A 19,312-nucleotide genomic window follows, 5' to 3' on the forward strand; every position below is an offset into this window, starting at 1 on the left:
TCGATGAGCTCCGAGAGCGACGCCGCCGGCGCAGGCCGCCCGTTCACCGCCGCCGATCTCGACGCCTGCCTGCGGGTGCTCGAGTCCCTGGTCGACGACCGCGCGCAGCTCGCCTCGATCGGCGTCGAGGATCGCCGCCGGCTCCTCCTCGCCGCCGGCCGCGTCTCGCGCCCCGAGCGCGCCGAGCAGCGAGAGCTCGCCAGGGCGTTCCGCAAGGGCGATCGGCGCGCTCGGAGGTCCGCCGACACCGCGCTCCTCGACGCGGTCGGCATCCGCGCCGCCCGCCGCGAGCCCGTGTTCCGCACGCCGGACGCCCCCGCGCTGGCCGCGCCCGCCGCCTCCGCCGCGCCAGCCGTCCCCGCGCTGGCGGCCCCGCTCGCGCCGGCGCCGCCCCCCGCGGAGGAGGCCGCGCCGCCCCCCGTCGAGGAGGCCGCGCCGCCGGGCGAGCGCGGCGGGCCGGAGCTCGCGAAGCCGCGCAAGTGCTACGTCTGCAAGGCCGAGTTCCGCAAGGTGCACTTCTTCTACGATTCGATGTGCGGCCCCTGCGGCGACTTCAACTACCGCAAGCGCAGCCAGACCGCGCCGCTCGACGGCCGCGTCGCGCTGGTCACCGGCGCCCGCGTCAAGATCGGCTATCAGGCGGCGATCATGCTGCTGCGCGCCGGCGCGCGGGTGATCGTCACGACCCGCTTCCCGCACGACGCCGCCCGCCGCTACTCGTCCGAGCGCGACTTCGACGTCTGGGGCTCTCGGCTCGAGATCTACGGCCTCGATCTCCGCCACACGCCGAGCGTCGAGCGCTTCACGCGGCACCTCCTCCACACGCGCGACCGGCTGGATTTCATCATCAACAACGCCTGTCAGACCGTGCGGCGCCCGCCGGGCTTCTACGCGCACCTCATCGAGGGCGAGACCGCGCCGGTCCACGCCCTGCCGGAGGTCGCGCGGCCGCTGCTCCAGGCGTACGACGGCCTCCGCGCGCGCGGCGAGCTCCCCCTCGTCGCCGGCGGCGACCCCGCCGCCGGCCTCCGCGCGCCGGCGCTGCTCTCCCAGATCCCCGCCCCGGGCGACGCGCCCCTCGACGACGTGCTCTTCCCCAGAGGGCGTTACGACGCGGACCTCCAGCAGGTCGACCTCCGGACGATGAACAGCTGGCGGCTGACCCTCGCCGAGGTCCCGACCGTCGAGCTGCTCGAGGTCCAGCTCGTGAACGCGGTCGCCCCGTTCGTGCTGAACTCCCGGCTGAAGCCGCTCATGCTGCGACAGCCGACGTTCGACAGGCACATCGTCAACGTCTCGGCGATGGAGGGGCAGTTCTACCGCCGCTACAAGACGGACAGGCACCCTCACACCAACATGGCCAAGGCCGCGCTCAACATGATGACGCGCACCTCCGCGCCCGACTACGCGAAGGACGGCATCTTCATGAACAGCGTCGACACCGGGTGGGTGACGGACGAGGACCCCGCGGCCCTCGCCGCCCGCAAGCTGGAGGAGCACGGCTTCCACCCGCCGCTCGACATCGTCGACGGCGCCGCCCGCATCTGCGACCCCATCTTCTCCGGGCTCCTCAGCGGCCAGCACGTCTACGGCCAGTTCCTCAAAGACTACATGCCGACCGACTGGTAGGCGCCGCCGCGCGCGGACGCCCCCGGAGTCGAGCAAACTCGGCAGCAGCTGCCCACGGGACGGAGCTTTCCCCGCGCGACGGACAGTCCCGCGCGCTCACGGGGTACGCGCCTCCACCGACCGCACCGCCGCCGGTGCGTCAGAGCAAGCTCTGCTTTGACGCTCTGCATCCTCGTTATTGACAGCCGAGGCGGCCCGCTGATAAGCGATCACTTAACACTTACCAGGAGGGAGCGCTCCCATGGAGACCCTGATCCACAACCCGCTGAGCCGCTTCCTCATCCAGGCGTTCCTGATCATCGCCTGCGCGCGGCTCGTGGGCATGGTCGCCCGCAGGCTGGAGCAGCCGATGGTCATCGCCGAGGTCACGGCGGGCATCCTGCTCGGCCCGTCGCTGTTCGGCTGGCTCTTTCCCGACGCGTCGGCGGTGCTGTTCGCCCAGGAGTCGCTGCCGCTCCTGAAGCTGGTGAGCGAGGTCGGCCTCATCGTCTTCATGTTCCTCATCGGGCTGGAGCTCGATCCGAAGCTCCTGCGCGGGCGCGGCCACGCCTCGGTCATCATCAGCCACACCAGCATCGTCGTGCCGTTCGCGCTGGGCGGCCTCCTGGCGCTGTACCTGTACCCCCGGCTCTCCCAGAGCTCCGTGCCGTTCATGTCGTTCACGCTGTTCATGGGCGTGGCCATGAGCATCACGGCCTTCCCGGTGCTCGCGCGCATCCTCACCGAGCGGCGCCTGCTGGGCACGAAGGTCGGCGCCCTCACGATCACGTGCGCCGCCGTCGACGACGTCACCGCCTGGTGCATCCTCGCGTTCGTCGTCTCGATCGCGCGCGCCACCGGGCTCGTGGGCGCCGTCTGGACCACCGTCTTCGCCGTCGCCTACATCGCCGGCATGATGTTCGTGGTCCGCCCCTTCCTGGCCCGGCTCGGCGAGCGCGGCTCCAGCAAGGAAGGGCTCTCGCAGGACCTCGTCGCCGTCACGCTCCTCCTGCTCATCGTCTCGAGCTGGACGACCGAGATGATCGGCATCCACCCGCTGTTCGGGGCCTTCATGCTCGGCGCGATCATGCCGAAGGGCACCGGCTTCGCGCACAGCCTGGCCGAGAAGCTCGAGGACTTCGCCGTCGTCTTCCTGCTCCCGCTCTTCTTCGCCTACAGCGGCCTGCGCACGCAGATCGGCCTGCTCAACTCGGCCGACGGCTGGATCATGTGCGGCCTCATCATCGTGGTCGCCTGCGCCGGCAAATTCGGCGGCAGCGCCGTGGCCGCCCGCCTCACCGGCCAGCGCTGGCGGGAGGCCAGCGCGCTCGGCATCCTCATGAACACCCGCGGCCTGATGGAGCTCATCGTCCTGAACCTCGGGCTCGATCTCGGCATCATCTCGCCCACGCTGTTCACGATGATGGTGCTCATGGCGCTGGTCACCACCTTCATGACCACGCCGCTCCTGCGCTGGATCTACCCGCCGGAGGAGCTCGCGAAGGAGCTCGCCGACGTCCCGGAGCGCACGCCCCTGCCCGTCGCGGCGGACGTGTTCACCGTGCTCATGTGCGTCTCCTACGAGCGCTCCGGCCCCGGCATGGTGACGCTCGCGAGCGCGCTCGCCGGCCACGGCCCCGAGGCGAGGCGCCTCTACGCCCTGCGCCTCATCCCGCCGACCGACCGCGGCTCGTTCTACCTCGACCAGGCGCCCGAGCGGCAGGGCGCGGCCGCGCTCGCGCCGCTGCTCTCGCGGGCCAAGGAGCTCGGCGCCGAGGTCCGGCCGCTCTCCTTCGTGTCGCCCAAGCCGAGCCACGACATCTGCAACGTCGCCGACGTGAAGCAGGCCGACCTCGTGCTGGTCGGCTGGCACAAGCCGCTGCTCAGCCAGACCGTGCTCGGCGGCACCGTCTACGAGGTCATGCGCGGCGCCCGCACCGACGTCGGTGTGCTCATCGATCGCGGGCTCACCGCGGTCCGCAAGCTGCTCGTGCCGTTCCACGGCACGGCGCACGACAAGGCGGCGCTCGCGCTCGCCCGCAGGCTCGCCCAGCAGGTCGGCGCCGACGTCACCATCCTCCACGTGGTCAAGCCGAAGCGCGCGTCCAGCGACGCGCTCGGCGCGCAGGACGCGGTCGACGAGGTGTTCGAGGGCGAGGAGGGCGGCTCGCTGCGCAAGGCCAAGGTGGTGCTCAAGGTGGTCGAGCACGACTCCCCCGCGGACGCGGCCCTCGAGGAGTCGAAGCGCGGCTACGATCTCGTCCTCGTCGGCGTCGGGGCCGAGTGGGGCCTCGCGCAGCGCCGCTTCGGCATCCGCGCCGAGGACGTCATCCAGGGGTGCCCGACCTCGCTGCTCGTCGTGCGCAGCTACGAGCCCGCCGCCGCCCGCGCCCCGGCCCCGGCGCCCTCCGCGCCGATCCTCTCGGCCGCCCTCGCGGGCGAGCCCGATCGCTCCTGAGCCCCATGCCGGCCGTCTCCGACGCCGAGAGCGCCTCGCGGGCGCGGGCGCTCGCCGAGTTCGGGGCCGCGCTGCGGCTCCTCCGCGTCGAGGCGGGCCTCAGCCTGCGCGCCCTCGCGCACCGCATCGGCGTCTCCAGCGCCTACCTGAGCCGCGTCGAGCACGGGCACGACGCCATCCCCACGCCCGACCGGCTCACCGCGATCGCGAGCGCGCTCGAGCTGCCGCCGGCGGTGCTCCTCGAGCTCGGCCGCCAGGTCGAGCCGCTCGTCTCGCGCTACCTCGAGCGCGTCCCCGCGGCGAACGCGCTCTTCCTCGAGCTCGCGCGCCGCAACCTCAGCGGCCCGCAGCTCGCGCGGATCAAGGCGTTCGTCGACGCCGAGTTCCCGGTGAGCGCGCCGTTCGGCGTCTCGCCCGCGCGGCGGCTCAGCGGGCTGCTCACGCCCGAGCGCATCGTGCTGCACCTCTCGTGCGCGCACATCGAGGACGTCATCGACGTCGCGGCGTCCCGGCTCGCGCCCCCCGGCGGCGCGCTGGCCGCGAGCGCGCTCGCCCAGGAGATCCTGCGGCGCGAGCGCGAGTCGCCCACCGTGCTCGGCAACGGGGTCGCGGTCCCGCACGCGATCGTCGCCGGCGCCTGCCCCGCGGCCGTGATCGCGACGCTGGCCGAGCCGCTCGCGGTGCCGACGCCGGGCGGCGCCCCGCTCCGGCTGCTCGTCGTCCTCGTCTGCAGCGAGGGCGGCCGCGCGCACCTCGAGCTGCTCGCCCAGGTCGCCCGGCTCGCCAGCCACAACGCCGCCGACGCGCTGTGCGCCGCGCGCGGCCCCGAGCAGCTCATCGAGCAGCTCTCGCAGATCGAGGCCGGCTGCGGGTGACGCCGCTGGCCCCGCGAGCTCGCGCGTCGTCACGCGTCGTCACGCCGTGAGGCCCGCCGTCACTTCACGCGCACGAGGCGCTGCACGACCGACGAGCCGCCGCGCGCGTCGCGCAGGACCGCGGTGATCGTGGCGATGCCCGGCTCGGACGGCGGGATCCACGTCACGGCGTGGTCGCCGAGGTACCCCTTGGCCGCGTCGCTCACGAGCTTGATGCCCCCGTCGAGGTCGCCCATGTCGGCGAAGTAGTTGACCCAGACGATCTCCTTCAGCGCCTTCTGCTTCGCGTCGGGGTCGTCCTCCGCCACCTTGGGCGGGATGATCGCGTCGATCGCGTGGGTGGTGCAGGCGGTGAACGGATCCTCCGCGCTGCACCCCGTGTCGCGCCGCTCATCGCGGTCGATGGGGCAGCGCTCCACCGTCGGGATCGCGGCGAAGTCCTCCGACATCTCGTCGCCGTCGAAGGTGAGCCCCTGCATCTCCGGGTTCTTGTTCGCGCGGCTGTCCTCGAAGACGTAGACCTGCGTATAGCCGGGCACGAAGCTGTCCGGGCCGAGCCTCCGCCCGTCGGCGTCGAAGCAGGCCACGGGGAAGGTCCCGGCGCGCCCGGTGCCCTGGTCCTCCACCGCGCCGAGCTGCCCGGTGCAGGCGACGAAGAAGACGTAGGCGCTCCCGAACCGCGGGCCCCCCGTGGCGGGAGCCTCGCGCCCCTCGAGGATCTTGTCGCTGATGGTGATCGTGTACGTGTCGCTGAAGATGCCGATGGGCACGCCGTTGAGCTCGGGCAGCGGGGCGTTCGGGTTGGTCTCGAGCTGTTCTGCCCATGCAGCGATCTTCGGGGCGAGCTCTGCGAGCTGCGGATAGCAGCCGTAGTAGTCGTCCCCGACCGGGTTCTCGCACCCGCCGAACCAGTAGACCGAGACCGGCCGCGATCCCTCCTCGGGGCCGCCGAGGCCGTCCTGGTAGTGGATCTTGAAGGTGACCTGAGCGCCCGGGTAGGCGTACGAAGAGCTCGCCTTCGGGTGCCCTTCGGTCGGGGCGACGTCGGCGACCACGGCGAAGACGCGGAGGCTGTTCACGAGGCTCGGCGGGTCGAAGCCCGCGACGCACCCGGAGGAGATCGCCGGCGCGGCGAGCGCGCTCAGCGCGAGCGTCCCGAGCACCGCGCGCCGCCACCTGCGCCCTCGGCCCGCGCCGGCGTTCTTTGACGTGCCGCACGTGCCGCACGTGCCGCACGTGCCGCACGTGCCGCCCGCGCCGCCCGCGCCGCTCATCGCCCGCGTCGATCGCATCTCAGAACTCTCCTCGCAGCCCGAAGCTCGGCAGGATGGGCAACCCCGTGACGTACTGACGGGCGGTGTAGTTGTAGTTGTACTGAATCGCCTCGCTGTTCGCGTTGTTGTAGACGTTCTGCACGTCGAGGTAGGCCGAGAGCTGCCAGCGCTTGAACTTCCACGACTTGTCGAGGCGCAGGTCCAGCTGGTGGAACGCCGGGAGCCGCTCGCTGCTCGGGCCGGAGAACGGGATCGGCGTATAGGTCCCGGTGGGCGCGTAGAAGAGCGCGTTGGTGCGGTACGCGTCGCAGCTCAGCTCGTTGACGTTGCACACGTTGGGCGTGACCAGGTTGCCGGAGACCAGGCGGAACCGCGCGCCGAACTCCCAGCCGTCGCCGAGGCGGTAGCTGCCCAGCACCGTCAGGATGTGCGTCTGATCGAACGAGACGAGCCGCTCCGGCTCGCCGAGCCCGGGCACCCGCGTGCTGCGCGACAGCGTGTACGCGGCCCAGCCGAAGAAGCGATCGTCGGGCTTGTACTTGAGCAGGAACTCGCCCCCGATCACCCTGCCGGACCCGGCGTTCTGGTAGTCGAGCTGGATCGAACCGGGGCGGTTCACGCCGACGACGAGCGCGTCGAGCTGCTTGTAGAACCCCTCGGCCGACGCCTCGATGTGCCGGGTGATCTCCTGCTCGACGCCGGCCGCGTAGTGCAGCGCCCGGGTCGACTTCAGGCCCGGGTTGCCGAGCGGCGGGATCACCTCCTGGAACTGCGGCGGCTGGTGGAACACGCCGACGCCGCCCTTCACCGTCGTCCGCGGGAACCCCTGGACCACGTCGACGCGCCCGTTCACGCGCGGGCTCACGGTGAGCTGCTCGTTCAGGTCCTGGTAGTCGAGGCGCACGCCCGGGACGATCTTCGCCTGGGGGCTCGGGGCGAACTCGAGCTCGACGTAGCCCGCGGGGTAGAAGAAGCTGCCGTCGCGCGAGACCTCCTGGAGGGAGCGCGTCGAGAACGGCTGGTTCGGCGGCTCGCCGGGGCGGTTCGGCGCGGGGGCGCGGAGGTTCACCGCGTAGAGGCCGGCGAAGACGTCGACCCCCGCGTTGAGGACCGCGCCCTTGGACAGCCGCCGCGCGTACTCGAGGCGGCCGGAGAGCGTCTTGAGATCGAGCTGGAAGTAGATCGGCCCGACCCCGAAATCGGCGTCGTCGCGCGCGATCGCGAGCACGCCGTCGAGCCGGTCGCGATCGGTGAGCTCGTGATCGTAGCGGAGCTGCAGGCGCTGAAACGCGGTGTGCAGCCCGACGTTGCCCGAGAGGGCCGGCTCGTTGGGCGCCGGGTCGCTGAGGAGCAGCTCGAGGGCGTCGTCCGAGCCGAAGAAGGTGAGGCGGAGGCGCGACGAGGGCGTCGGCTCGGTCTCGAGGAGGGCCTGGTAGTCGTAGTAGACGGGCGCCTGCGTCACCCCCGCGCCCGCGGCCTCGAGCACCGGGCCGAACGACTCGCCGATGTAGCTCCGCCGGCCCGCCACCATGAAGCGCGTGTTCTTGAGGAACGGCACGGGCCCCTCGAGCAGGACGCGCGCGTCGATGAGGTCCATCTGCGCGAGGCCGTGGAGCTCCCCGTCCTCCTTCGGCGAGCGCAGGGCGACGTCGACGATGCCGCCCTGCACGCGGCCGTACTTCGCGCTGAAGTTGCCGGGGTAGAAGTCGATCTTCTCCAGCATCTCGGTCGGCACGACCGAGGAGAGGCCGCCGAAGTGGTAGATGAGCGGCACCTGCGTGCCGTCGACGAAGGTCTGCGTGTCCTGCGGGCCCGAGCCGCGCACGATCAGCAGGCCGGCGAGGGTGGGCGGGCGCGCCACGCCCGGCAGGTTCTGGAGCGAGCGCAGCGCGTCCCCGTTCGTGCCGGGGATGCGGTTGATCTCGCGCTGCTCCAGCGTGCGCTTCGTGACCTCGCGCGGCGGCCTGTCGCCGCGGACGGTGACCTCGAGGCCCTCGCCGCGGGGCAGGAGGCGGTACTTCACCTCGAGCTGCTCGCCCGCGGCGATCTCCTCCTCGACCGAGAGCGGCTCGAAGCCGGGCGCGGCGACGGTGACCTGGTAGCGCCCGGGCGGCAGATCGACGAAGACGAAGCCGCCGCCCTCGTCGGTCGTGCGCTCCGGCGGCGCGGCGCCGCGAGCGTCGACCGCGGCGACGCGCGCGACCGACACGGTGGCGCCGGCGAGCGGGACGTCGCCGCCGCTGGCGAGCACGGTGCCGCGGAGGTTCTCGGCGGGCCTCTCCTGCTCGCCGGCGGCCGGCGGCGGCGCGGCCGTCTTCAGGGTGAACGAGTAGCGGTACAGGATGCGAGCCGCGGCGGGCGTGCCGTCGGCGCGGCGGGCGGGCTCGAACTCGAGCTTCTGGGCCGCGGCGACCGCCGCCTCGTCGAACCCGTGCCCCGCGCTCTCGACGACGACCGCCTGCTTCACGCGCCCGTTGCGATCGATGTCGAGCTGCAGGGTCACCGACCCTTCGAGCCCCTGCTTCTCGGCCTCGGGCGGGTACGCCGGGGGCGTGTACTTGAGCGCCCGCGGCGGCGTCGCCCGCCCCGCCGGCGCGGCCGTGGGGGCGGCCGGCGTGACGATCGCGCCGCCTTCGCCGCGGGGCACGCTCGTCGGGCCCTCGGGCGCCTGCGGCTCGCCTTGGCCCTGCTGGCCTTGCTGCTGCTCCTGCTGCTGCGCGCGCGCCGCGGCCGGCGAGAGCGCGGCGAGCGCGAGCGAGAGCAGCGCCGCGGCGCGCTGCCCTCGCGGGCGCGCGCCCGGGAGCGGGCCATCGACATCGGTGCGGGCGGGGGCCGGCTCCTGCTTCGTCACGAGGTCACACCGGGTCGCGCCGCTTGAGCACCGCGCAGAGCGTGACGAGGATGATGACGGTCATCCCGGCGAGGACCGCGAAGGGGATCCAGGTCTGATCGTACGTGGTGAAGCCCCACGCGCCCGCGTAGTTGTCGGCGGCCATCTGCGCGATGGAGCACTTGAACTTGCCGCCCTCGATGAAGTCCGCGGGGCTCGAGTCGGTGCGGTGCAGATCGATGACCCAGGCCGGGTCCTCCGCGACGGCTAGCCGCTCCGGCGCGATCGCGCCCTCGAAGCCCCAGCGCGCCGGGATGATGTACATGAGCGGCCGGAGGTGCGGCACGGTCGTCATCGGGACCATGAGCCCGCCGAGGACGACCTGCGGGATGAGCGCGATCGGCGTGAGCGCCATGGCCGCCTCGGACGAGGCGACCACCGTCGAGAGGAGGAGCCCCATCGCGACGGCGCTGAGCGAGGTGGCGGTCAGCGCGGCGAGCTGCATGGCGAACGCCTGCGCGCCGCCGTGGAAGCCGAGGGCGAAGAACACGATCGCGAGCAGGATCGTGCACTGGACGAGGCAGAACCCGGCGAGCAGCAGGTACTTGGAGAGCACGTAGTTGACGAGCCCCAGGTTGACCATGCGCTCGCGGAGGTAGATGGCCCGCTCGCTGACGATCTCGCGCGCCGCGTTCGAGGTCCCGAACCAGACCGCGGCGACGACGAGGAAGAAGATCGCCGCGGTGTGATCGGTGGTGACCTCCATCCCCTTGAGGATGTCGGTGCTCTGGTCCGCGCCGCCAGCGCGCCGGCCGAGCTCCTGGAGGGCGCCGAGGCACCACGCCGGGATCGCCTTCTCCTGCCCGCCGAACACGATCGCGAGCAGGATGCCGATGATCGGGGCCTGGAGGAGCATGATCAGGGTGCCGCCGATGTCGCGCTTCTTCACCTTGAAGTAGCGCGACAGGAGCAGGCCGAGCTGCCCCTTGGTCGTGGCGCGGCCGGCCGGGATGCCGCGCTGCCCTTGCCCGGTGCCGATCTCCCGCCGGCCGGAGTACATCCGCCGGTACGTCGGGTTCCCGTCGCTGAAGAACTCCTTGCGCCACTCGAGGGCCGCGAGCCGCCTCGCCTCGCCGCGCGACGCGTTCGGGTCCCGCGCGCGGAGCTGATCGAAGATGGGGCGCTCGCGGAGGGCGAGCATCTCGAACATGTCGCGCGGGTTGTCGACGTCGTTGGGCTGGCCGTGCCGCTCCTTCCAGCTGCCGAAGAAGCGGTACGCGTCGGGCCGGGTCGGCCCGAAGAACATCGGGATGCCGCCGTAGCCGAGGATGAGCGCGTGGCTGAACTTCTCGAACTCGTCCTTCGCCGGCTGGTGGATCGTCATGATGATCGTCTTGCCGGTGGCCTTGGTGAGGTCGTGCAGCAGGCTGATCAGCGCGGTCGTGTCGTCGGCGGCGAGGCCCGAGGTCGGCTCGTCGAGGAAGAGGATGACGGGGTCGGTGACGAGCTCGAGCGCGATGTTGACGCGCTTGCGCTGCCCGCCCGAGAGGATCTTGTTCTCGGGCTTGCCGATCTGGAGGTTCTTGACGCCCTCCAGGCCGAGGTCCTTGATGGTCTGCTCGACGCGCGCGTCGATCTCGGCCTCGCTGTAGTCGGGCGGGAGTCGGAACTTCGCGCTGTAGCGGACGGCCTCGAAGACGGTGAGCTCCGGGTGGACGAGGTCGTCCTGCGGCACGTAGCCGATGGAGCCGCGGAGCGTGTCGTAGATGTTGTAGAGGTCCTCGCCGTTGATGCGGACGACGCCGCTCGTCGGCGGCAGGTAGCCGTTCAGGGTGAGCAGGAGCGTCGTCTTGCCGGCGCCCGACGGCCCCATGAGCGCGATCATGTCGCCCGGCAGCGCCTTGAACGACACGTTGTCGAGGAGCGTCTTCTGCTCCTGGGGGTTGTCCCGGTCGGGGACCTGGAGGGCGAGGCTCCACGCCTCGATCTCGTAGAGCGGGCGCCCTGCCCACCGGTCGGCGGCGTACTCTTCCTGGACGACCTCGACCGCGCCCGCGCCCCCCATCTCGATCTGGAGGGGCATCGGCCCGATGTAGATCTTCTCGCCGCTCTGGACGGCGATCTTCTGGCCGGGCGCGATGCGGTTGCCGCGGACGTAGGTGCCGTTGGCGCTGCCGCGATCCTCGACGTAGAGCTGCCCGTTGATCGAGTGGAGGAGGGCGTGGTGGCTCGACACCTGGGGGTGGGCGAGCACGATGTCGTTGTCGGGGGTGCGGCCGATCTGCTTGACGTTCGGCCCGCCGCCGGAGAAGTCGAGCTGGCCGAGGACCGTCTTGTTCTTCCTGCCGGGCGCGCCCGCGGCGGGCCCGGACGACGCCGCGGGTGCGGGCGGCGGCGCGTAGCCGGAGGCGGCGGGCTGCGGCGGCGGCGCGTAGCCGGCCTGCGGCGGCGTGTAGCTGACGGCGGCGGGCTGCGGCGGCAGGGCGCTCGCGCCGGGCGCGGCGGGCAGCGACGACTGCCGGGCCGCCTGGGCGAGCTGCACGAGCAGGCTGACCTGGACCGGGACGGGCCCGAAGGCGACGGCGCCCTGCGGATCGATGGGCGTCGGCGCGCCGGGGGCGATGCGCTGCGCGCCCACGTAGGTGCCGCTCGTCGAGTTGTGGTCGATGACCATCATGCGATCGAGCGTGACGGTGGCGTGCTGGCTCGAGACGCTCGGGTGCTGGAGCACCAGGGAGGCGCGCGTGGGGTCTCGCCCGATCACGACCTGGCCGGGCGCGGGCGCGAGCTGGCCGGGCGACGCCATCATCAGCGTGATCGCCGGGTGATTGAGCGGGACCGGCGCCTGCGCGACGACGAACTGGGTGCGGAAGTCGAACGGGACCTGCTCGCCGGGCGCGAGGGGCCGCCCGTTGGCCGACGCGGGCCCTTGGCCGCAGAGGAAGAGCAGCTTGCCGCCGCCCTGGTGGACGATGCGCGCGTGCTCGGGCAGGACGCCGGGAGCGACGAGCACCACATCGCAGGTGGGGGCGCTGCCGATCGTGATGCTTTGTTTACCTAGCCCCGGGATCATGCGGGCCGCGTTTCACCACAGGCGGTTGGGGAGAGCAAGGAAAGAGGCGCGTGCTGCGGCCGACGCTCGCCGCGACGCTGCTCGCGGCCGGGTGCGTGAGTGGGGAGCGCGTGGCTTTCGTCGCGCGGTGTGGGGCGTGTGGAGCGGCGGGAGGTCTTCGTCGCTGGGCGAACAGGGCTTCAGCGCGGCGCGCGGCGGCGGCCGGGAGCCGTGCCGCTCAGCGCATCAGAGGTCGAGGAGCATGAAGCCGGCGCGGGCTTCCTCGAGGGAGAGCGTACGGGTCGACGGGGGCTCGTCTTCCAGGTCCGCGGGTGCGCGCTCCATGTCGTGTCCGACCTCGAGCTCTTGATCTCCAGGCATGGAGGAACCTCCGGAGAGCTAGGCTAATCCGGAATCCTGTCCTTCTTCAATTGCATTCCGCGGCCCCATCGCGCCGCAGCGTTCGTCCGCGCGTCCGTTCACGCTGCGGCGGTTGCGTCGGTCGCGTGGTTGCCGTGGTTGCGTCGGGGCGCGGTGGCGTCGTCGCGCCGCTCGGCTCAATCCGCGGTGAGCTTCCAGAGCAGGAGGGCGATCAGCGCGACGACCACGACCGAGATCGACGCGATGGCGGCGATGTAGACGCCGCGCGAGACGCGCACGGTGCTCGGGATACCCGAGGCCGTGGACGAGGACACGGGCCCGGAGAAGCTCGGCGCTGGCACGGCGCGCGGCGCGGTCGCGGCGTAGCCAGGCGCGTGCGGCGAACCGGGGGCGAGGTGCGGCGCGGCGGCGGCAGGGGGACCTCCCGGCGCCGCGCCATGGTGCCCAGCGAAGGCCACCGAGGGAGGAGGAGCGTCCGGGTCGATCGGGTGAGGCTGCGGGCCGAAGGCGGCGCCCGGGTGGGGCGGGGCGCCGAAGGAACCCGGGTGCGGCGGCGGGCCGAAGGCGGCGCCCGGGTGGGGCGGGGCGCCCGGGTGAGGCGGGGCGCCTGGGTGAGGCTGCGGGCCGAAGGCGGCGCCCGGGTGGGGCGGGGCGCCCGGGGGCGGGGCGCCGAAGGAACCCGGGTGCGGCGGCGGGCCGTGGGCGCCAGGCGGGCCGAAGGCGGCGCCGGGGTGAGGTGACGCGCCGAAGGAACCCGGGTGAGGTGGCGGGCCGTGGGCGGCGCCAGGCGGGCCGAAGGCGGCGCCCGGGTGAGGCGGGGCGCCGAAGGAACCCGGGTGAGGCGGCGGGCCGAAGGCGGCGCCGGGGTGAGGTGAAGCGCCGAAGGAACCCGGGTGAGGTGGCGCGCCATGGGCCATCGGGGGCGGAGCGGCCGCCGCGGGAGCGCTCAGGGGGAGGGGGGACAGCACGGCGGGCGCGTCCGGCGCGATCGCGTGAGGCACGGGCGCAGGGCTCCCTGGCACCGTCGCAGGCCGCGCCAGGCCGGCGTCCATCGCCGTCGGGCTCACCGTCGGCGTGCTGTCGATGGTCGGGCGCAGCGCCTGCGCGCTGCTCGCGGCTGCTGGCGCCACGGCGGGGACGTTGTCCGTGGCGGTCGGGCTCACCGCCGGAGCGCCGGTGGTGAGCGTTTGCGCCACGGCAGGGACGTTGTCGGCGGCCGTCGGCCGCACCGCCGGGGCCCCGGTGGTGAGCGTCGGCGCCACCGCGGGCGCGCTGCTCGCGGCTGCTGGCGCCGCGGCAGCGGCGTTGTCGGTCACCGTCGAGACCAGGGCAGGGACGTTGTCGGTCGCCGTCGGGACCAGCGCGTGCGCGTTGTCGGTCGCCGTCGGGACCAGGGCAGCAGCGACGTTGTCGGTCGCCGTGGGGGCCAAGGCGGGCCCGTCGCCGGTGGTCCTCGGCGCCAGGGCGGGCCCGTCGCCGGTGGTCCTCGGCGCCAAGGCGGGCCCATCGCCGGTGGTCCTCGGCGCCGTGGCGGGCGCACCGGTGTTGCCCGTCGGGACCACGGTCGTCGCGTCGCCGGGCGACACGGCGCCTCCAGCCGGCGCGCCTCCGGCGGCCGAGGCGCCCGCCGCCGCCGCGCCGTGCCCGCGTGCGAGCGCCGCATCCGCAGCGCCCTTCTCTGCGCCCGCCGCCCCGCCGGGCCGGGTCATCGCGACGGTCTCCTGCGGGCCCGACGCGCGCGTCAGATCGACGCCGTCGCCGGCGCCGTCTGCCCCCGGCGGCCCGTGCGCGATCGTCAGCGAGCGGCTGCCCGTCTCGAGCACCCGGACCATCTGGACGGTGATGTTGTCGTGACCGCCGCGATGGTTCGCGAGCTGCACGAGCATCTTGCAGGCGTGATCGACCGAGCCCGACGCGAGCGCCTGCCGCGTGCACCCGAGGATGTCCGCGCCGAGCACGAGATCGGTGAGGCCGTCGCTCGCCTGGATCAGCACGTCGCCCGGATACAGCTCCATCGGCTCGGGTCGAACCTCGACCTCCACCTCCGGCTTCATCCCGAGGGCGCGCGTGATCTTGTTCGCGTCGGGGTGGCCGATCGCCTGGGCCTCCGTGATCATGCCCGCGTCGATCATCCCCTGCACCATCGAGTGGTCGCGCGTGAGGGGGTAGATCTGGTGGCTCCGGATCACGTACGCGCGGCTGTCGCCGACGTGCGCGACGTCGACGCCGCTGTCGTGGAGGACCATCGCGACGACGGTCGAGCCCGGGCGGACGCGGTTCTCCGCCGGCCCGCCCAGCTGATAGACGCGGCGCCCCGCCTCCTCGATCGCGGCCTTGAGCGCCGCCCTCGGATCCACCGCGGCCGGCGTCTGCTCGATCACCTCGAAGATGGTCTTGATGGCGGTGCGGCTCGCCTCGCTGCCCCCGTAGTGCCCGCCCATGCCGTCGCACAGGACGCAGAGGTAACCGAACTTGGTCTCGGCGTAGCCGCACGCGTCCTCGTTGACCTGCTTGTTCGGATCCCGGCCCGCATCGCTGGCCTGGGCGAACTCGATCTTGAGGTGCGGGGAGGACTCGGTCGGGGGCATCATGAGGGGGCGTCGCTTGGGGCGTGAGGCCGGGCCCCGGACACGCTACTCCAAACGGACGCTGAACTCGACCGGGCCGAACCGCAACGACGCGCCGGGGGGCACGGGCGTCCACACGCCCGCGGCGACGCGCTGACCGTTCACGTACGTCCCGTTGTTGGAGCCCTCGTCCCGCACGAACAGCTGACCGGCCTCGAGCTTCACGCTCGCGTGGGTGCCGGACACGCGCGGCTCCGAGAGCGCGATCATGCACGAGGCGCCGTCGCGCCCCGCGCGCACCTCGACGCCGGGGTGCACCGTGAAGATGCCCGCCGGCCCCGAGAGCGTCGCGCGGCTGGCGCCGCCCGGCGGAGGCGCCATCATCGGCCCGCCACCGTAGCCGAAGTCGCCCGGCGGAGGCGGCGCGGGCGCGTACGGCGGAGGCGACCCGCCGCCCGCCACGATGGGCCTCGGGGGCGCCGCGGCCGCCGTCCCGCCGCGGCGGCGGCCGCCGCCGCCGCGGAAGATCGAGACGAGCAGCAGCACGATGACGACGCCGCCGAAGGTCACGCCCGCGATCAAGAGGTACGGCAGCGGCGCCTCCTTCGCCTTCAGCGTGAGGATCTTGTCGGCCGTGACCGCGCTCGTCCGCCGCGCGTGGTTGTCGTAGACGATGAGGCGCGCCGTCATCTGGTCGCCCTTGCCGACGAGGAACTTGTCCGTGTCCGGCAGCTCGAACTCGACGACGCTGTCGCCGGCCGAGATCGCCTTGCCGCGCATCCCGCCGTCGATCAGCGTCCGCTGGGCCTTCCTCGCGTCCTCGATGCTCCCGCCCTGCAGCGACTGCGGCGCGGCCTGGTTCTTCGGGATCATGTAGATCTCGGCCCGCTGCGCGTTGCCGCCCCAGCAGAAGTTGCCGAAGATCTTGATCGTGCCGCCGGGGTAGAGCGGCGTCTTCTTCGCGGCGCGATCGGTCGCGTCGCGATCGATGTCGAGCGGCCACGCGGTGGGATCGATGCCGACGGGGACGTTCTGGAACGTGGCGTCGCCCGCGATCGGCGGATCGGTGTTGACGAAGGCGAGCTTGAACGTCTGCGTGATGCTCGGCGCGACGCACGAGACCCGCCACTTCACGATGTGCATCTTGTTGAAGCGGGTGCGGATCGCGTTGACGATGTTGGCCGCGCGCCGCTGCTGGCCGTCGCGCACCACGCTGAAGAAGCCGCCGATCTCGGTGTTCGCCATCCCCTCCATGAACTCGCGGGCGTTCGCCGTGAACTCCTCGACGAGCCGGCTCGGGAACCAGATCGAGATGACGGGCACCGGCGTCTTCGGCAGGACGTCGTTGTTCTCGGGGAACCGCCCCTTCGTGAGGTAGTCCCGGAGCAGGTTCGACGCCGCCGCGGTCGAGCTCGGGTCGGCGCCGGCCGAGCCGTTCGAGAGGACGACCATCGCCTGGTGCATCGGCACCGAGACCCCCTGGCCGGCGTTGCCGAGCTCCTTGAACGCGTCGGTCGCGGCGTTCTTGATGATCGTGAAGAGCGGGCGCGTGCGGCCCTGCGTCGGGTAGGTGCGCGTCACGCCGGCGATGGCCTGCGCCGCCGCCTGCTTGTTGCCTACCCACTTCGAGTCCTCGACGACGCCGCGATCGTTGAAGAAGATCACGTCGACGATGTCGTTCGGCTGCATCGCGTTGACGAACGCGCTCGCGACCGCCTTCGCCTCGTCGAAGCGCGTGCCCATGCTCGACGCGGCGTCGATCAGGATGAGCCACGCCGTCCCGACGCCCGGCTGCCCGGCGCTGTCTCCCCACCGCGCCTTCGACTCGAACTTCGCCGGCAGGTCCGTGCCGTCGACCGTGACGGAGAAGATCGCGTTCTTCTCCGGGAAGTCGAACGACGAGTAGAGCGCCGACGGCTGCTCGATCGCGTCGGCGACGCAGTCGAGGTTCGCGTCGCCCGTGAGCGCGGCGCAGTTGCGGGTGATGTCGCTGAGGCGCTTGTTCTGCACGACCTCGAGCACGGTCGTGAGCACGGGCGAGCCGTCCACGGTGCTCGCGCGCGGGTCGATGCGGAGCAGGTGCGCCTCGGGCGCGGCCTCGGCGCGGGGCTGTCCGCCGAGGAGCGCGAGGACGGCTGCGGCGAGGGCGAGCAGCGGGGCGCAGCGGCGGGCCTTGCCCCGGCGCCGTTCGCGGCGGGCGGAGGCGCTCATGGAGTGGATCGGGCGAGTCGCGTCATGAGAGGGAGTCATGCGTGGGGATCTCCAGCGAGCGCGAGGGAGCTGAGGAGCGCTCCCCGCGCGAGCGGGGCGGCCGCCGCGCGCTGGCGGCGGCTATCCGGTTGGTTTTCACGCAGCCTGGCCGGGGCGCCAGGTGCCGGTCGAACGTCGCGGGGGAAGGGGGCCAGGCTCGGCAACGCCTCTCCTCGTGCGATGGGCCGGTCAGGCCCGCGCGGCCACGCTGAACACGATGACGCTGAACCCGCCGAAGCGGATCTTGTCGCCATCGCGCAGCTCGCGTCGGCCCTGGAAGCCGATCGCCTCCTCGTTGTGGAACGTCCCGTTGGTGGAGCCGAGGTCGGCGAGGACGATCCGGCCGCCGTCGACCTCGATCGTCGCGTGGTGGGTCGAGGTCGTCCCGTGGGCGATCTCGATGTCGACCCTCTGCCCGGTCTCGGCGCGGCCGACCGAGTTCTTGCCTTGCCAGAGCGGCCAGAACCTGCCGAGCGGGTCGTCCTGGAAGCTCACGAGGAAGCCCGCGAGGGTGCGCCGCTCCTGGCCCCGCGGCGGCGCCGGCGTCGGCGGGCGCACGGCCGGCGGGGAGGACATGTACGGAGGCGGCGGCGCGGGCAGCGGCATGTTCTGCTGGGCCGGCGGAGGCTCGCCGTAACCGCCGATGCCGCCCCCCTGCTGCATGGGCGGCGGCGCGGACGGCCCCGGCTGGTTGGGCGCGTACGCCGTCTGGTTGAAGGCGTCGCCGCTCATCTGGATCCCGTCGAGGGCGATCGGGTGACCGCCCTCCATGCAGAACGAGCCGCCTGCCGGGATCGCGTGCCCCTGCACGCAGCGCGCGCCCTGCGGCTGCGGCGGAGGACCGAAGCCGGGCCGCGGGACCGGCGGGACGGGATAGCCGCCCTGCGGCTGCTCCGGGAAGCTCGGGGCCGGGCCGAAGCCGCCGCTGCCGCCCGGGGCGCCGAAGATCGGCGGCTCCGGCGGGAACGGCGGCGGCTTCAGCGGCAGCGGAGGAGGCGGCTGGGGAGCGCCGTAGCCGCCGGGCGGCGACCCGAAGGGCGGCGGGGGACCGAAGCCCGACGCGCTCTCGGGCAGCGGCGGGAAGCCGGGCGGCGAGCCCGGCGGTGCTCCGAAGGGCGCCGGCGGCGGTGGACCAAAGCCGCCGCTCGGCGAGCCGAAGTTGGGAGGGGGCTCGGGGGGCGAGCCGAAGCCAGGGGCAGGAAACGGCGGAGGAGGAGGCGGCGGCGGCGGAGGCGGCGCCCCGAACGCTCCGGGCCCGGACGGGGCGAGCGGCGAGGCGCACACGGCGCAGAATTTATCGGCGGGGGTCGCGGGCGCACCGCAACGCGGACAGAGCATGGTGATCCTTCTCGGGTTTCGCGGCGCCGCGGCGCCGCGGCGCGAGCATACCGTGGGCGCTCGGCCGAGGATCAAGAAGAAGTATGCGGGAATCCTTGCCGGAGACCGGCAATGCGGCTCGCGCGCCTGCTCGCATCGCCGTTCGGCGCGCGCCATCTGCGGCGCTGCGCCATGAACGCCAGCGCGCCTCAAGCCAGGGGGCGGACTGCTCCCCTGGCCTCCTGCTCTGCGGGAACGTGCGCTGTGCAGCCGGGACGCCGGCCGGCGCGGATCAATCCTTCGCGTCGCGGACGCGGGCGGCCTTGCCGGCGAGGTTGCGCAGGTAGAAGAGCCGCGAGCGGCGGACCACGCCGCGCGAGACGATCTCGACCTTGTCGATGCGGGGGCTGTGGAGGAGGAAGATGCGCTCGACGCCGACCGTGAAGCTCACCTTGCGGACGGTGAAGGTGCTCCGGACCCCGGCGCGGTGGCGCTTCAGCACCACGCCCTGGAACACCTGGATGCGCTCCTTCTCGCCCTCGACGATCCGGTAGTGGACGCGCACCGTATCGCCGACGCGGAAATCCGGGATCCCCTCGCGGAACAGGGGAGCTTCGATCTTCGCGAGGATGTTCGAGGTCTGCATGGTCGGTCAATCCTTCAAGGGGTCGGGGATCCGTCTTCGCGGTCCCGTGCTCAA

The 19,312-nt window shown here is 72.9% G+C and carries 11 protein-coding genes; 3 read left to right on the plus strand and 8 right to left on the minus strand.

Annotated features, from left to right (window positions below; all coding sequences use genetic code 11):
• Positions 1–3 precede the first annotated feature (3 nt).
• The 3 genes from WMF26_RS14955 (at position 4) to WMF26_RS14965 (ending at position 4,941) form a co-directional block, all read left to right on the plus strand.
• On the plus strand, positions 4–1,629 hold the full coding sequence (locus tag WMF26_RS14955; RefSeq protein WP_438000877.1) for an SDR family NAD(P)-dependent oxidoreductase: 1,626 nt from the start codon (positions 4–6) through the stop codon (positions 1,627–1,629).
• Positions 1,630–1,870: 241 nt separating this feature from the next.
• Positions 1,871–4,066: a cation:proton antiporter domain-containing protein gene (locus WMF26_RS14960; protein WP_438000878.1), complete on the plus strand. Its 2,196-nt coding sequence runs from the start codon at positions 1,871–1,873 to the stop codon at positions 4,064–4,066.
• A 5-nt stretch (positions 4,067–4,071) separates the two neighbouring features.
• The gene (locus WMF26_RS14965; protein WP_438000879.1) at positions 4,072–4,941 is read left to right on the plus strand and encodes a PTS sugar transporter subunit IIA; all 870 of its coding nucleotides are present in this window, start codon (positions 4,072–4,074) and stop codon (positions 4,939–4,941) included.
• 59 nt (positions 4,942–5,000) lie between these two features.
• Here WMF26_RS14965 and WMF26_RS14970 read toward each other — a convergent pair whose 3' ends face one another.
• The 8 genes from WMF26_RS14970 to rplS all read right to left on the minus strand — a co-directional run bounded on the left by WMF26_RS14970 (position 5,001) and on the right by rplS (position 19,258).
• Positions 5,001–6,233: a hypothetical protein gene (locus WMF26_RS14970; protein WP_438000880.1), complete on the minus strand. Its 1,233-nt coding sequence runs from the start codon at positions 6,231–6,233 to the stop codon at positions 5,001–5,003.
• A gap of 1 nt (position 6,234) precedes the next feature.
• On the minus strand, positions 6,235–9,066 hold the full coding sequence (locus tag WMF26_RS14975; protein WP_438000881.1) for a TonB-dependent receptor domain-containing protein: 2,832 nt from the start codon (positions 9,064–9,066) through the stop codon (positions 6,235–6,237).
• A 4-nt stretch (positions 9,067–9,070) separates the two neighbouring features.
• On the minus strand, positions 9,071–12,118 hold the full coding sequence (locus tag WMF26_RS14980; RefSeq protein ID WP_438000882.1) for an FHA domain-containing protein: 3,048 nt from the start codon (positions 12,116–12,118) through the stop codon (positions 9,071–9,073).
• 225 nt (positions 12,119–12,343) lie between these two features.
• Entirely contained in the window at positions 12,344–12,478 is a 135-nt protein-coding gene (locus tag WMF26_RS14985) for a hypothetical protein (protein ID WP_438000883.1), read from the minus strand.
• 176 nt (positions 12,479–12,654) lie between these two features.
• The gene (locus WMF26_RS14990; protein ID WP_438000884.1) at positions 12,655–15,069 is read right to left on the minus strand and encodes a protein phosphatase 2C domain-containing protein; all 2,415 of its coding nucleotides are present in this window, start codon (positions 15,067–15,069) and stop codon (positions 12,655–12,657) included.
• Between the two features lie 42 nt (positions 15,070–15,111).
• Complete coding sequence (locus WMF26_RS14995) at positions 15,112–17,256, minus strand: FHA domain-containing protein (RefSeq protein WP_438000885.1); 2,145 nt, start codon at positions 17,254–17,256, stop codon at positions 15,112–15,114.
• Between the two features lie 228 nt (positions 17,257–17,484).
• Positions 17,485–18,633, minus strand: a complete 1,149-nt coding sequence (locus WMF26_RS15000; RefSeq protein WP_437946854.1) for an FHA domain-containing protein — start codon at positions 18,631–18,633, stop codon at positions 17,485–17,487.
• 271 nt (positions 18,634–18,904) lie between these two features.
• On the minus strand, positions 18,905–19,258 hold the full coding sequence (gene rplS / locus WMF26_RS15005) for a 50S ribosomal protein L19 (RefSeq protein WP_020734977.1): 354 nt from the start codon (positions 19,256–19,258) through the stop codon (positions 18,905–18,907).
• Between the last annotated feature and the right edge of the window lie 54 nt (positions 19,259–19,312).

Source organism: Sorangium sp. So ce185 (assembly GCF_051526825.1).
Classification (GTDB): Bacteria; Myxococcota_A; Polyangia; order Polyangiales; family Polyangiaceae; genus Sorangium; species Sorangium cellulosum_D.